Origin of the sequence: Streptomyces nigrescens (genome assembly GCF_027626975.1) — a bacterium.
GTDB classification, from domain to species: Bacteria; Actinomycetota; Actinomycetes; order Streptomycetales; family Streptomycetaceae; genus Streptomyces; species Streptomyces nigrescens.
Genome location: NZ_CP114203.1, coordinates 685,634 through 699,113 on the forward strand (window position 1 = coordinate 685,634; position 13,480 = coordinate 699,113).

Annotated in this window: 8 protein-coding genes; 6 read left to right on the plus strand and 2 right to left on the minus strand. The window is 74.9% G+C overall.

Features of this window, described 5'->3' with window-relative positions; all coding sequences use genetic code 11:
• The first annotated feature begins 100 nt into the window (after positions 1–100).
• The 5 genes from STRNI_RS03180 to STRNI_RS03200 all read left to right on the plus strand — a co-directional run bounded on the left by STRNI_RS03180 (position 101) and on the right by STRNI_RS03200 (position 11,446).
• Positions 101–1,396: a condensation domain-containing protein gene (locus STRNI_RS03180; RefSeq protein WP_277410488.1), complete on the plus strand. Its 1,296-nt coding sequence runs from the start codon at positions 101–103 to the stop codon at positions 1,394–1,396.
• A 149-nt stretch (positions 1,397–1,545) separates the two neighbouring features.
• A complete protein-coding gene (locus tag STRNI_RS03185) occupies positions 1,546–4,740 on the plus strand; it encodes a non-ribosomal peptide synthetase (RefSeq protein ID WP_277410489.1) in 3,195 nt (1,064 codons plus the stop codon).
• Entirely contained in the window at positions 4,737–6,680 is a 1,944-nt protein-coding gene (locus STRNI_RS03190) for a non-ribosomal peptide synthetase (protein WP_277410490.1), read from the plus strand. Before STRNI_RS03185 ends, STRNI_RS03190 begins: the two co-directional genes overlap by 4 nt.
• Position 6,681: 1 nt before the next feature.
• On the plus strand, positions 6,682–8,604 hold the full coding sequence (locus STRNI_RS03195; protein ID WP_277410491.1) for a non-ribosomal peptide synthetase: 1,923 nt from the start codon (positions 6,682–6,684) through the stop codon (positions 8,602–8,604).
• Positions 8,594–11,446, plus strand: coding sequence for a condensation domain-containing protein (locus tag STRNI_RS03200; protein ID WP_277410492.1), 2,853 nt, complete (start codon positions 8,594–8,596; stop codon positions 11,444–11,446). Before STRNI_RS03195 ends, STRNI_RS03200 begins: the two co-directional genes overlap by 11 nt.
• An 80-nt stretch (positions 11,447–11,526) precedes the next feature.
• Here the strand turns inward: STRNI_RS03200 and STRNI_RS03205 are convergent, their stop codons facing one another.
• Complete coding sequence (locus tag STRNI_RS03205; RefSeq protein WP_277410493.1) at positions 11,527–12,099, minus strand: hypothetical protein; 573 nt, start codon at positions 12,097–12,099, stop codon at positions 11,527–11,529.
• 316 nt (positions 12,100–12,415) lie between these two features.
• Here STRNI_RS03205 and STRNI_RS03210 point away from each other — a divergent pair, with 316 nt between their 5' ends.
• Entirely contained in the window at positions 12,416–12,925 is a 510-nt protein-coding gene (locus STRNI_RS03210; RefSeq protein ID WP_277410494.1) for a mycothiol transferase, read from the plus strand.
• Positions 12,926–12,961: 36 nt separating this feature from the next.
• Here STRNI_RS03210 and STRNI_RS03215 read toward each other — a convergent pair whose 3' ends face one another.
• Positions 12,962–13,465 carry a metallophosphoesterase family protein gene (locus STRNI_RS03215; RefSeq protein WP_109895267.1) on the minus strand — a complete coding sequence of 168 codons (504 nt, stop codon included), beginning with the start codon at positions 13,463–13,465 and terminating at the stop codon, positions 12,962–12,964.
• Between the last annotated feature and the right edge of the window lie 15 nt (positions 13,466–13,480).

Here is a 13,480-nt window from a genome sequence, read left to right on the forward strand (position 1 = left end):
GCCGTATCCGGCCCCGCCCGTCTCTCTCCCTCTCCCCCGCACGGCCTTCCCACCCGCATCCCCTCCGGCGATGCGCCGCAGTCACGACGAAGAGGATCACGTGCTCAGCATCACGAGCCAGTACCTGGCCCGCTACCGGCGGCTCGACGCCGGTGACGGCACCCCGGTCCTGCTGCCCGTCACGGGCGCCCAGCGTCGCTTTGCGCTGGTGCGTGCCATGGACCCCGCCGGGCGGCCGGATCTCGTGCCGATGTTCTTCGCCTTTCCGCGCGGCACGGTGGACCCCGTACGGCTCGCGGCGGCCGCGAACCGGCTCGCCGCCCGGCACCCCGTGCTGCGTGCCCGGCCCACCGTGCTGCGCGGTACACCCGTACTCCGCCTGGAGCGGCCGCAGGTCCCCGTGATCCGGGAGACCTGCGCCCCCGGCGAGGACGCGGCCGCCGTGCTGCGCCGTGCCCTGGGCCGGTGGGCGCCGGAGGGCTCACCGCTGCGGCTGTTCCTGGTGCCGGACGGTCCGGAGGGTGCGGAGGAGGTGCTCGCCGTCGTACTGGACCACAGCGCGTGCGACGGCCAGTCGCTGGCCCGGCTCGTCGCAGAACTCGGCGCCGGCTACGACGAAGGTCCGGGCGCCGACGGCCCCTCGCCCGCCGACGTCGCGGCCGAACTGGCCGACTACCGGGAAGCCGTGCTGCGGCAGCTCGACGCGGAGGAGCGCGCGGGTGCACCGGACGCCATGGCGTACTGGGGCGAACGGCTGCGCACCGTACGCGAACAGGCCCCGGTGGCACGGCCGGAACCCCTCTCCCCCGGTGCGCCGCCGAGCGGCTCGGCCACCCTGCGGATGCCCGCGGCCCCCGACGGGGTGCCCTTCCCCGAGCTGCTCCACGCCTGCCGTGCGGCGGCAGCGGTGCTGTACGGAGCGGGCCATGTGGTGCCGCTCGGCTACCCGTGGGGCGGCCGGCCGGCCGGTACCGCTCCGGTACTCGGCTGCTTCCTCAACACCGTGGTCTTCCCGACCGCCACGGGCGAGGAGCCCACCCCGTCCGCGACGGCAGCTGCCTGGTGGGACGACCTGGACCATGCCGCCACCCCCTTCGACGCCGTGGTGCACGCCGCCCGCGCGGCCGGCTCCGGCTGGAGCGGCCGGCTCGACGGCATGCTGACCGTCGACGACTCCCGCCGCCAGCCCCCGCTGTGCCTGGGCGGGGTGACCGGCCGGGAGATCCATGTCGACGGCAGAGCGGTCCGCGGCCCGTTCGCGGTCTCCGTCACCCAGGGCCCCGAACTGCGGCTGCGCATGGTGTGGGACCGCACGGTCCTCCCCGACCGCACCGCCGAGAGCGCCTTCACCGCCCTCGCCGACACGGTGCGGACACCGGCACCGACAGCCGGCTGACCCACCCCCGGGGCCCCGCCCCCGCACCTACCGACCCAACACCGCCAGACCTGCCGCGCGATCCGTGGCGCGGTCTGCGCACCCCACAGGCCGGGCCCGACCATGCCCCGGCCGGAGCACACCCGCCCCGACGACCTCAGGGATCGCCCATGCTTCCGCTCTCCTCCTCGCAGGAGATCGTCTGGCTGCACGAACAGGTGCAACCGGGCAGCCGCGCCTACAACTTCACCGCCGCCCTCGACCTGTGGGGCACGCTCGACACCGAGGCGCTGCGCCACGGGCTCGCCGCCACCCTCGACCGGCACGCCGGCCTGCGGCTGGAACTCGTCGCCGTCGCTGGGGCGATGCCCGGACAGCGGGTCGCCGAGGCCTGTGCACCGCGGCTGCGCACGGTGGACCTGAGCGGGGCGGCGGACCCGGAGGCCGCGTTCCAGGAACTGCTGCGCACCGAGGCGGAGACCCCGCTCGACACCTACGAGGCACCGCTGCTGCGCTGGACGCTGGTCCGGCTCGGGGACGACCGGCACCGGCTCATCCATGTCGAACACCATCTGATCCACGACGGCCACTCGTTCGCGATCCTGCTGCGGGATGTGTTCACCGTCTACCGGGGCCGCGTCCTGGGCGAGCCGGTGGAGCTGCCGCCCGCTCCCTCGTACGCCGACCATGTCCGTGCCCGGTCCGGGGACCAGGCGACCGCGGAGCGGCAGGAGGGCCTGGAGTTCTGGTCCGGGGCGCTGCGGGAGATGTCCTACGACATGCCGCTGCCCGGTCTGGCCAAGCCCGGTGCCCGGCGCCGGCACCACGGCGGCCAGTTGCGCCAGTCGATCGGTGCGGATCTGGCGGAACGCCTCCGGGCCCACGCCCGCACCCGTGGTCTGACGCCGTTCGCCACGCTCCTCGGGCTCTTCGCCGAGATGCTGCGCCGGCACAGCGGCCGCTCGGAGATGGTGATCGGCACCGCGGTGGGCAACCGTCCGCGCGGTTTCGAGGAAACCGTCGGCATGTTCGTCAACACCATCCCGCTCCCGCTCCGGCTGGACCCGGCCGCCCCGGCCGAGGAGTCCATGGACGAGGTGACCGACACCCTCATCCGCGCGCTGCCGCACCAGGAGGTGCCGATCCAGGAGCTGACCCGCGCGCTCGGTCTGCACACCTCGGGTGCCGACAACCCGCTGTTCGGCGTCATGTTCAGCGCGCACGACGCCGAACTGCCCGACATCGACGTCCCCGGTCTGGACATCACCCTGTTCGAGGGCTTCAACACCGGCACCACCCGCTTCGACCTGGACGTGGTGCTGCTGCCGGACGACCGCCGCGGCGTCGGCCCCCGGCACGGCGCAGCGGGGATGACGCTGGTCTGGGACTACGACGCCGACCTGTTCGGGGAGGACGTGGCGAAGCTGCTCGCCGGGCGGTTCCTGGACCTGCTGCGGGCGTATCTCGACGCGCCCGGCACCGCCCTCGCGGACCTGGCGCCGCCGCCGGCACCGCCGGCTCTCCCGGCCGCCGCTCCGCAGGCGCCGCGGCACGACCCGCTCGACCCCGCCACCGCCCACGACCGCTCGCTGCCCGCGCTGCTCGTCGGCGCCCGCCGGATCACCTACGGCGACCTGGCGGACCGGGTCGCCGCGCTCGCGCAGCGGATGCAGGCGGCGGGGGTGAGCGCCGGTCAGCCGGTGGCCGCGGTGCTGCCCCGCGGTGCCGACTCGGTCGTGACGCTGCTGGCCTGTCTGCGGACCCGGGCGGTGTACTGCCCGCTCTCGCCGTCCGATCCGCCGGCCCGCTTGACGCTGCTGCTGGAGCGGCTGAACCCGGCGCTGGTGCTGACCTCGGCGGACACCGCCGTCACCGTTCCCGACGGTCTGCCGTCGGCCACCGTCGACGCCTCGGTCCTGCCGCCGGCGCGGGCCGCCGAGGCCGTGCCCGGCGCCGCGTACCTCATTCACACCTCCGGCTCGACGGGCATCCCCAAGCCCGTCGCCGTCGGCCGCGCGGCGCTGGAGAACCATCTGACCGGAGTCGCCGGGCGGTTCGGCCTGGGCGCGGGTGACCGGGTGCTGCTGTTCGCCCAGCCGTCGTTCGACGTGGCTCTCGAAGAGGTGCTGCCGTCGCTGTACGCCGGGGCGTGCCTCGTCGCCCCGGAGCGCGAGGTCCCGACCGGCACCGAGCTGGCCGAACTGCTGGCCGCCGCCCGGGTCACCGTGGCCAATCTGCCCACCAGCTACTTCCTGGCCACCCGTCAGGAGATGCGCCCCGCGCTCCGCGACGGTCACTGGGCGCCGCGGCTGCTGGTGCTCGGCGGTGAACGCCTCCCGGCGGATGCGCTGCGCGCGTTCCTGGCCGACACCGACAGCACCGTGCTCAATGTCTACGGCGTCACCGAAGCCGCGATCAGCTCCACCGTCCACGAGATCACCCGGGACGGCCTGACCGACGGGGCGGAGATTCCGCTGGGCACCGAGCTGCCCGGCGAACGGGTCCATGTCCTGGACGCCCACCACCGGCCGCTGCCGGACGGTGCGGTCGGTGAACTGGCCATCGCAGGCGCGGGGTTGGCCGAGGGCTATGCCGGCAACCCCGAGGTCACCGAAGCCCGGTTCCGCCGGATCGAGGCGCTCGGCGGTGAGCGGGTCTACCTCACCGGCGACCGCGGCTACCGTGGCCGCGACGGGCTGCTGTACTTCCTGGGGCGCCTGGACCACCAGGTCAAGCTGCGGGGTTACCGCATCGAACTCGAAGAGGTGGAGGCGGCCGCCTCGGCCGCGCTCGGCGGCCGGTCCTGCGCCGTCGTCCTGGACCGCGAAGCCCCGGGCGGGCCCCGGCTGGTCGGCTTCCTGGAGAGCGCGGACGACGACGGGCCGTGGGACGAGCAGGCGTTGCACACGGAGCTGAGCCGACGGCTGCCGAGCGCCCTCGTACCGGGACGCTGGGCCCGGCTCGATGTCATGCCGAGGCTGGCCGGCGGCAAACCGAACCGCACCGCGCTGACGCGCCGCGCCGCCGCGCTGGAGCCGGCCGCGCCCGCCGCCCCCGCCGCGGAGCCCGGTGACGGGCAGCCCGCGGAGCCGGCCGATCCGATGACGGCGCTGCTCGTCGAGGGCTGGCGCGAGGCTCTGGGCCACGGGCGTTTCGACCTGTCGTCGGACTTCTTCCGGTCCGGTGGCCACTCGCTGCTCGCCGCGCAGCTGGCCTCCTGGCTGGAGCCGCGGCTGGGACAACGGCCGCCCCTGCGGCTGCTGTTCCAGAACCCGGTGCTGACCGACCAGGCCGCCGCGCTCGCCGCCGTCGGCACCGCCACGCCCGTTCCCGCCGCCTCGACCACCGTGACGGAGTCCCGATGACCCAGCCGATGACCGCCCGGACGGCGGCCCCGACGACCGTCGCCGGCGCCGGACGGCACACCCCGCAGCCCGGCACGCTGAGCATCGCCCACGGCGCCCGTCCCGCCACCGACGGCGCGGCCGGAGTCCTCGCCCGCTTCGAGGAGTGGGTCCGCCGCTCCCCGGAAGCTCCCGCGGTGATCGACGGGGCCCACAGCTGGACGTACGGCCAGATCGGCAGCGCCGCGGACGAGGTCGCACAAGCGCTGCGCGCCCGGGTGCGGCCCGGGGACCTTGTCGGCGTCTGCCTCGACCGGTCGGCCGCCCTCGTGGTGACCGCCGTCGCGCTCGCCAGGATCGGCGCCGTCTATCTGCCGCTGGGCCCCCGCCCCGGTGAGCGCCGCACCGACGCCGTCACCGAGGACATCGACGTCGTCTGTCTGATCGGCGATCCCGGGCTCCTGCCGCCCCGGTACCGGACGGCCGACCGGATGGACCTGACGCTACCCGGCGAGGGGGCCAATGCCACCGCCACGGTCGTGGCGGCCTTCGCCGCGCCCGGTCCCGCCGCGCACTCCGCGCCCGCCGGGACGTTCTACGCCGTGCTGACCTCCGGATCCACTGGCCGCCCCAAGGCGGTGGCCGTCGGTGAGCCCGCGCTCGGCGGGCTGCTCGACTGGTACCGCGCCACGACCGGGCTCGGCCCCGGTGACCGGCAGTCGCTGCTGATCGGCGTCGCGTTCGACCCCCATCTGCTGGAGCTGTGGGGCGGGCTGACGTCCGGCGCGGCCCTGGTGCCCGCGCCGGACGAGGTCCGCTGGGACTCCGTGGTGCTCGCCGACTGGTGGCGTACGGCCGGGGTGTCGGTGTCGGTCGCGGCGACCCCGATGGTCGAGCCGCTGCTGGACCGGCCCTGGCCGCAGGATCTGAGGCTGCGTCATCTGATGACCGGCGGCGACCGGATGCGCCGCCACCCCGGCGCGGAGGTGACCGCCACCGTCCACAACGCCTACGGACCGGCCGAGGCCACCGTGATCGCCACCACCCACGCCATGCACGGCACGGACGGTGCGGCGGGCACGGACTCCGCGCCCCCGATCGGCCGCCCCGTACCGGGCGTGACCGTGATCGTCGCCGGCCAGGACGGCCGGCCCGTCGAGCGCGGTACGGAGGGCGAACTCCTCATCGGCGGAAGCGGGCTGGCGCTCGGCTATCTGGACCCCGAGCTGACCGCGCGCCGCTTCACCGCCGTTCCCGAGGGTCTCGAACTGCCGGGAGTGGAGCGGGTGTACCGCACCGGGGACCGGGTGCGGATGGCGGCCGACGGGCAGCTGGAGTTCCTCGGCCGCCTCGACGACCAGGTCAAGATCAGCGGGGTCCGGATCGAACCGGCCGAGGTGGAGGCCGCGTTCGAGCAGGACCCGGCGGTCCTGAGCGCCGTCGTCACCGCACCGCGCTCCGCCGACGGCCGGGCCCGCCTGGTGGCGTACGTACGCGCGGCTGCCGATTCCGGGCTCACGGCGGAGGCGCTGCTGCCGGCCCTGCGGACCTGGCTGCCCGAGCAGGCCGTCCCCTCGGACGTACGGATCGTGGGCTCCTTCCCCCTGGACGCCAACGGCAAGGTGGACCGCGCCGAGCTGACCCGACGGGCGGCCGAGTCCGCCGCGCCCCGCCCCGGCGGCACCGCCCCGGACGACGGAGCGCCCGCCGGCGCCACCCCCGGTGAGCGGCTCGTCCTGAGCGCCGTCCGCGATCTGCTCGACCGGCCCGGGACCTCGCTGGCGGACAACTTCACCGAGGCCGGCGGCACTTCTGTCCTCGCCGCCCGGCTGCTGACCGTCATCGAGAAGGAGAGCGGGGTACGGCTGCGCGCCCCCGAGCTGCTCCGCCAGCCGGATCTGCGCGCCGTGGCCCTGCTCGTCGATCAGCGGTGTGCCTCCCGGCAGCCGGCGGGAGCCTGAGATGACCATCCCCCGAACCCCCGCGTTTCCGTCCTCCCCCGACGCCCGGAAGGAAGGCCCCGTGCCCACCGAAGGCACCCCGTCACCCGCGCCCGGCCCGTCCGGCGAGCGCACCGCGCCCGTCCCGGCGGCCGGAGCGCCCGCGCCCGGACTGCCGGCCCTCGTGGCCCGGCACGCCGCACGGACCCCGCACGCCCTGGCCGTGGCGGACGGCGACACCACGCTCACCTACGCCCAGCTCGTCTCGTCGGCCCGCGCGCTCGCCGGGCAGCTGCGGGCGCACGGCGTCGGCCCGGGTGACTCCGTGGCGCTGCTGATGCCCCGCTGCGCCCGGACGGTCGTCGCCCAGCTCGCGCTGTGGTGGGCGGGCGCCGTGTGTGTGCCGCTGGATCCGGCGCATCCGCGCGCCCGTTCCGAGGCCCTGGCCGCCGAGGCGGGCGCGACGCTGACCGTCGGCGACAGCAAGCTCCTCGAATCCGCGGCACTCACCGGCGCCACTCTTGCGCTGCCCGGGGAGCCGCTGGTGGACGGCGACCACCTCCCGGCGGCCGAACCGGGCCCGGACGCCACCGCGTTCATCATGTTCACCTCGGGCTCCACCGGCCGCCCCAAGGGCGTGGCCGTGCCGCACCACGCGATCGCCGAGCTGGTCACGGATCCGGCGTATCTCACCCTGACCTCCCGCGACCGGGTGCTCTTCCACTCGCCGATGACCTTCGACGCCTCGACGTTCGAGGTGTGGGGAGCCCTGGCCAACGGCGCCGCGGTGGTGGTGTGCACCGCCGAACGGCCGTCGTTCGAGGACCTGGCCCGGCATGTGGAACGCCACGGCGTCACCGTCGCCTTCTTCACCACCGCGCTCTTCCACCAGCTGGCCGGCCGCCGCTCACGGATCTTCTCGCTGCTGCGCACGGTGATCGTGGGCGGCGAGGCGCTGTCCGCGCACCATGCCCGCGCGGTCCTGCGGGCCTTCCCCTGGCTGGAGTTGGTCAACGGCTACGGGCCGACGGAGGGGACGACCTTCACCACCGCCCACACCGTCACCGACGCCGACTGCGACGGCCAGGTGCCCATCGGCCGGCCGATCGCCGGTGCCACCGTGCATCTCCTCGACGACACCGGCCGGCCGGTCCCGGACGGTGAGCAGGGCGAACTGTGGATCGGCGGCAGCCGGCTGGCGCACGGATACACCGGGCAGCCGGAGCTCACCGCCGAACGCTTCGTCCACCACCCCGGCTTGGGGCGCCTCTACCGCAGCGGCGACCTCGTCTCCCGGCGCCCGGACGGACACCTCGACTTCCACGGGCGCACGGACGACCAGGTGAAGATTCGCGGCTTCCGGATCGAACCCGCCGAGATCGAACACGCCCTGCGGGAGCGGCCCGAGGTGGCGGACGCGGCGGTGACCGTGCACCGCCCCGCCCCCGACGACGCCCGCCTCGCCGCGTTCGTGGTGGCCGCGTCCGGGCCGGTCCCCCGCCCCGACGCCCTGCGCGACCGGCTCGCCGCCGTCCTGCCCGCCCATCTGGTGCCCGACGAGGTGCAGCTCGTCGACGCGCTGCCGCTCACGCCCTCCGGCAAGGTCGACCGCCGCGCCCTGGCGGACCTCGTCACGGCGGACGGGCCCGGCACTCCGGCCGGTCCGCTCGGTCCGCTGGAGCAGGCGGTCGCCGAGATCTGGAGCCGGTCGCTGGGCCGTGAAGTCACCCGTGCGGATGCCGACTTCCTCGCACTGGGCGGCCATTCGCTGCTGGCGCTCGCCGTCACCGACGACCTGCGCGAGGACCTCGGCGTCGAGCTGACCCTCGCCGACTTCTTCGCCGCCCCCACGGTGGCGGGCCACGCCGCGCTGGTCGAGCGCGCCCTGCTCGCCACGCACAGCGATCTGCGCCCCGGCGCCCCGGAGGACACCGATGGCCACTGACACCCCCGCCGCGGCGGCGCTGCAGGAGGAACTGCTGCGCCGGGCGCGCTCCCGCGCCGCCCGCCCCGCTCCCGCCCCCGAGGCCGTCCACCACGGACCCGCGCCGCTCTCCCACGCCCAGCGCCGGATGTGGCTGATGGACCGGCTGGGCCACGACAGCGCCTCGTACAGCGTGCCGTTCGCCACCCGGCTGCGCGGTCCGCTCGACCTGGACGCGCTGGCCGCCGCGCTGACGTCACTGGTGGGACGCCACGAGATCCTGCGTACCCGGTACGGGCAGCAGGACGGTGAGCCCTACCAGGAGGTGCTGCCCGCACCGGAGGCGGTGGCGCTGCGCGTGGTGGAGACGGCCGCCGACGGCGCCGGCGCCCTGCTGGCCGAGGAGGCGCACCGCCCGTTCGACCTCGCCGCCGGTCCCGTACCGCGCGCGCTGGTCCTGCGGCACGGCCCGCAGGACCACACCGTGCTGCTGACGTTCCATCACATCGCGCTGGACGGTGCCTCGCTGGAGACCGTCGCCGGGGAACTGGCCGAGCTCTACGCGGCCGCCGCCCGGGGCGCCGCTGCCGAGCAGCCGGCTCCCCCGCAGTACGCGGACTTCGCACGGCGTGAGCAGGCCGCCGCCGACCGCCTCGAAGAGGGCCTGCGCCACTGGGAAGCCCGCCTCGAAGGCGTCACCCCGCTGCGGCTGCCCCGCCCCGCGAACCCGCCCGCCGACGGTGGCGCCCGGTCCGCCGGAACGCACACCACCCCGCTCGACCCGGGGGTGCCGGCGGCCCTGCGCGAGCTGGGCCGGCAGCACCGGGCCACCCTCTTCACCGTGGCCCTCGCCGCGGCCTTCGCCGCCCTGCACCGCTTCACCGGCCAGGACGACCTGGTGATCGGGGTCGCCGGCACCCATCGGCAGGGCGCGGAGATGCGCGGCCTGGTCGGTCTGTGCGTCAACACCCTGCCGGTCCGGGTGAACACGGCGGGCGATCCGTCCTTCACCGCGCTGGTGGAGCGCGTACGCGAGGCGCTGCTCGACGCCCAGCAGTGCCGCGAGGTGCCCTTCGATCTCATCCTGGAGCGGCTCGGCGCCGCCGCCCGCGACACGGACGGGACGCCGCTGATACGGGTGACCGCGGATGTCCTGGGCGCACCGACCACCCTGCGGCTGCCGGGCATGGTGGGCGAGTACGTCGAGGTCGGCACCGGCGAGGCCAAGTTCGACCTCTCGTTCGGCCTGGTGGACACCGACGTCCCCGCCGCACTCGTCCAGTACGGCCGGACCACGCTGGACGAGGAGGCGGCGGCCGGTCTCGGTGCGCACCACGCCGCGCTGCTCACCGCGGTCGCCGACGAACCGGGCCTGCGGCTGTCGCAGTTGCCCGGTGCGGTGCCGGCCCCGCGGGAGGAGACCGTCGGGCACCCGGCCGAGGCGCTGCTGCGGTCGCACCCCGGGGTGGCCGAGGCCGCGGTGCTCGAACCGGCCGGCGGCCCCCTGCTGGCCTATGCCGTACTGCGCGAGATCGGCGGCCCCACATCTGCCGAGCTCCGCTCCCTTCTGCGGGACGCACTGGCTCCGGAGCAGGTGCCCGCCGCGGTGACCCTGCTGGACGCGCTGCCGCGGACGGCCGACGGCGCGGCCGATCCGTCCCGGCTTCCCGGTGTGCCGTCCGCGCCCGCACCGGAAGGCGCGCGCGCCGAGGCCGTGACCGAGGGCTTCACCGCGCTGCTGGGCCGGCCGCCCCGGCCGGACGACGACTTCTTCCTCCTCGGCGGCCACTCGCTGATCGCCGTCCAGCTCGCCGAACGGCTGCGCCTGGCCCTGAAACTGCCGCTGACCGGTCTGGACATCCTCCAGGCCCGCACCCCGCGTGCGGTCACCGCGCTCCTGGACGCCCGCGCGGCGGAGCGGGCCGCCGCACCCTCGGTCACCACGGCCCGTCCGCGGCGCTCGCGCGAGGGAACGGTCCTGGTCACCGGCGGCACCGGCGGGGTCGGCGCCTTCGTCCTGCGTGAACTGGCCGCACAGGGGCGCCCGGTGCTGGCCCTGGCCCGCCCGGAATCCGCGCATCTGGTCGCCGGGGACGGGGTGGACGTCATCGAGGGCGACCTCACCGACCTGGACGGTCTGCGCAAGGCCGTCGACAGCGCCGATGCGGTCATCCACGCGGCCTGTACCTTCACCCGCGCCGAGGTCGATGTGACGGCGATGGCGGCGATGGTCGGCGCCTGGTCGCGCGGTCCGTTCGTCTTCGTCAGCAGCGTGGACGCCTACGGACACCCCGCCGGCGAGTGGGTGGCGGAGGAGTCCGCCCCGGGGCAGCCGCTGAGCCCGTACGGACAGGCGAAGCTCGACTGTGAGGCGCTGCTGCTGCAGGCCGCCGGTTCCCAGGGCCGGGGCGGGGCGAGCGCCGTCCGCTCCCCCCTCGTCTGGGGCCCGCACCAGCGGCTGCGGGACCAGTTGCGCTGGGGTGCGACCGGTGTGCTCTACCAGGCCGCGCGGGAGGGCCGGCCGATCGCCGTGCCCCGGCCGGGTGCCGGTGGCCATGCCTGGTACGGCGCGGCCTGGGTGCACGCCGCGGCGCTGGCCCGGTCCGTGGTGTCCTGCCTGGACTCCCCCGTGCACGGTGTCGCCAACGCCGTCAGCGGACATGTCACCTGGCACGACCTCGCCGCCACGCTGACCGAACTGCTCGGCAGCGACAGCGAGATCCTCGAAACGGACGAGGTCCATCCGGACCTCGACCACCGCTGGCACTACCACTCCGACCGGCTGTCCCCGTCCCTGCGCCTGCAGCCGGGCGAGGACTGGCGCTCCGTCCTGGCCGCGATGGCCGGCCCGTCCGAGCGGTGAGCCGCCCGGTATGACGCCGACGCGCCCGGTGGCTCCCCGGCCACCGGGCGCCCTCCTGCCGTCGCCGCCCCGTACACGGATCAGACCGTCAGGAACGCGGCCGCGGTAGCGGCACCGAGGGCGGCGCCGGCCACGGTCTGGGCGACGGTGTGGTACGCCAGCGCGACCCGCGACCAGCACACCGCGGCCGTCAGCGCACCGGCCGCCAGCCACCACGGAGAGTGCACCACCGCCAGGAGCGCGACGACGGCGGCGGCGACCGCGGAGTCCACCGAGATCTTCCAGACCGTGTTGACCGTCAGGAGGACGACCGTCATCGCCCACAGGGCGAGCATCGCGACCAGGATGCCGGTCGGCGCCCGCCCGAGGACCATGACGAGCGTGCCGGCACCGATGGACGCCAGGATGACGAGGAAGATCGGCGCCCGCTTCGTGCGGTCCACGACATGACGGTCGCCCCATGTCCCGCGCCGGCGCTCCCATTCGATGTAGCCGGCCGGGGCGAGCCCGGCGCACAGCGCTCCGAGCAGGCCCCACAGGATGCCGGTCCAGTCCCCCGCGGCCGCCCATCCGATACCGAGCATTCCGGTGAGGAGGACATTGCGGGGCTGGAGTATGTCGGTGACGGCGCGGGCGGCCGTGGCGCGGCTCATACGGGAACCTTCGTGTTCTGGTGAGATCCGGGAAAACGTACGCAAGACAACGCACCGCCCTTTCACCGGGGGTGACACCGGATCACGCGAACGGGCTCACTTTCCTGAGCCGGATCACCGTAACAAGGCCGAAATGCCGCCTTTCGGCCTGCCCCTCGCCGTTTCCCGCGCTCCGCTTGCGACCATGGGCGGGCTGCCGGGGCTGATGCCTTCCGGGGTGCCTGACGGCCGCGGGAGTGCGGCATATCGGTCCACCGGTACCGGTTGTCCGCGGAATTTCCGCGCGAAGCCCTCCGTCGCCGCAAAGGAGCCCGCAATGAACGCCAGCACGGATCTGCTCGTCGATGCCTTCGGACGTATCCGGGAGAGTGTCGAGGATGCGGTCACCGGGCTCGACCCCGATGAGCTCGGTACCCGCCCCGACGACGACGCCAACTCGATCGGCTGGCTGGTCTGGCATCTCACCCGGATCCAGGACGACCACCTCGCCGGTGTGGCCGGCACCGAGCAGATCTGGATCGCGGACGGCTGGTACGACCGCTTCGGGCTGCCCTTCTCCCCCGACGACACCGGCTACGGCCACTCCGGCAAGGAGGTGGCGGCGGTGCGGGACCTGACGGCGGAGCTGCTGATGGACTATCACGGCGCGGTGCACGACAACACCGTGCAGTACCTGGCCGGGGTCGACGACAAGGACATGAAGCGGGTCGTCGACCGTTCCTGGACACCTCCCGTCACCCTGGGCGTCCGGCTGATCAGCGTCATCGCCGACGATCTCCAGCACGCCGGGCAGGCGGCCTATGTGCGTGGCCTGCTCGGTCGTTGAGCACCCGGCCGGGCGGGGCGGCCGGCCGCCGCGCGCTCACCGTCTGCGTGGCAGGCGGTGCAGCTCCACCGCCGTGAGCCGGCCCGCCGTGATCCGCGCCGTCATATAGGTGCAGTACGGCTGCCGGCGGCGGTCGGTCGGCGAGCCCGGGTTGAGCAGCCGCAGCCGGTCGCCGGCCGTGGTGTCCCAGGGGATGTGGCTGTGTCCGAACACCAGCACATCGAGCTCGGGGAACCGTTCGGCGCACCGGCGCTCCCGCCCCTGTGCGGGGCCGGTCTCATGCACCACACCGAGCCGTACTCCCGCCAGTTCCGCGTACGCCACCTCGGGCAGCCGCGCCCGCAGCTCCGGGCCGTCGTTGTTGCCGTACACCCCGATCAGCCGCCGGGCACGGGCCGTCAGCAGGTCCAGAGTGGCGGTGTCCACCCAGTCCCCGGCATGCACGACGACATCGGCGCGCGGCACCTCGTCGAGCAGCTGGGGCGGCAGCGCCTTGGCGCGCTTGGGCAGATGGGTGTCGGACAGGAGCAGGAGTCGCACGGGGAACTCTCCTCG

What these genes read in the sequence shown, in the direction of transcription:
- STRNI_RS03185 (WP_277410489.1), top strand. Translation starts at nt 1,546, where the DNA reads ATGCTTCCGCTCTCCTCCTCGCAGGAGATCGTCTGGCTGCACGAACAG.
- STRNI_RS03190 (WP_277410490.1), top strand. Translation starts at nt 4,737, where the DNA reads ATGACCCAGCCGATGACCGCCCGGACGGCGGCCCCGACGACCGTCGCC.
- STRNI_RS03195 (WP_277410491.1), top strand. Translation starts at nt 6,682, where the DNA reads ATGACCATCCCCCGAACCCCCGCGTTTCCGTCCTCCCCCGACGCCCGG.
- STRNI_RS03200 (WP_277410492.1), top strand. Translation starts at nt 8,594, where the DNA reads ATGGCCACTGACACCCCCGCCGCGGCGGCGCTGCAGGAGGAACTGCTG.
- STRNI_RS03205 (WP_277410493.1), bottom strand. Translation starts at nt 12,099, where the DNA reads ATGAGCCGCGCCACGGCCGCCCGCGCCGTCACCGACATACTCCAGCCC.
- STRNI_RS03210 (WP_277410494.1), top strand. Translation starts at nt 12,416, where the DNA reads ATGAACGCCAGCACGGATCTGCTCGTCGATGCCTTCGGACGTATCCGG.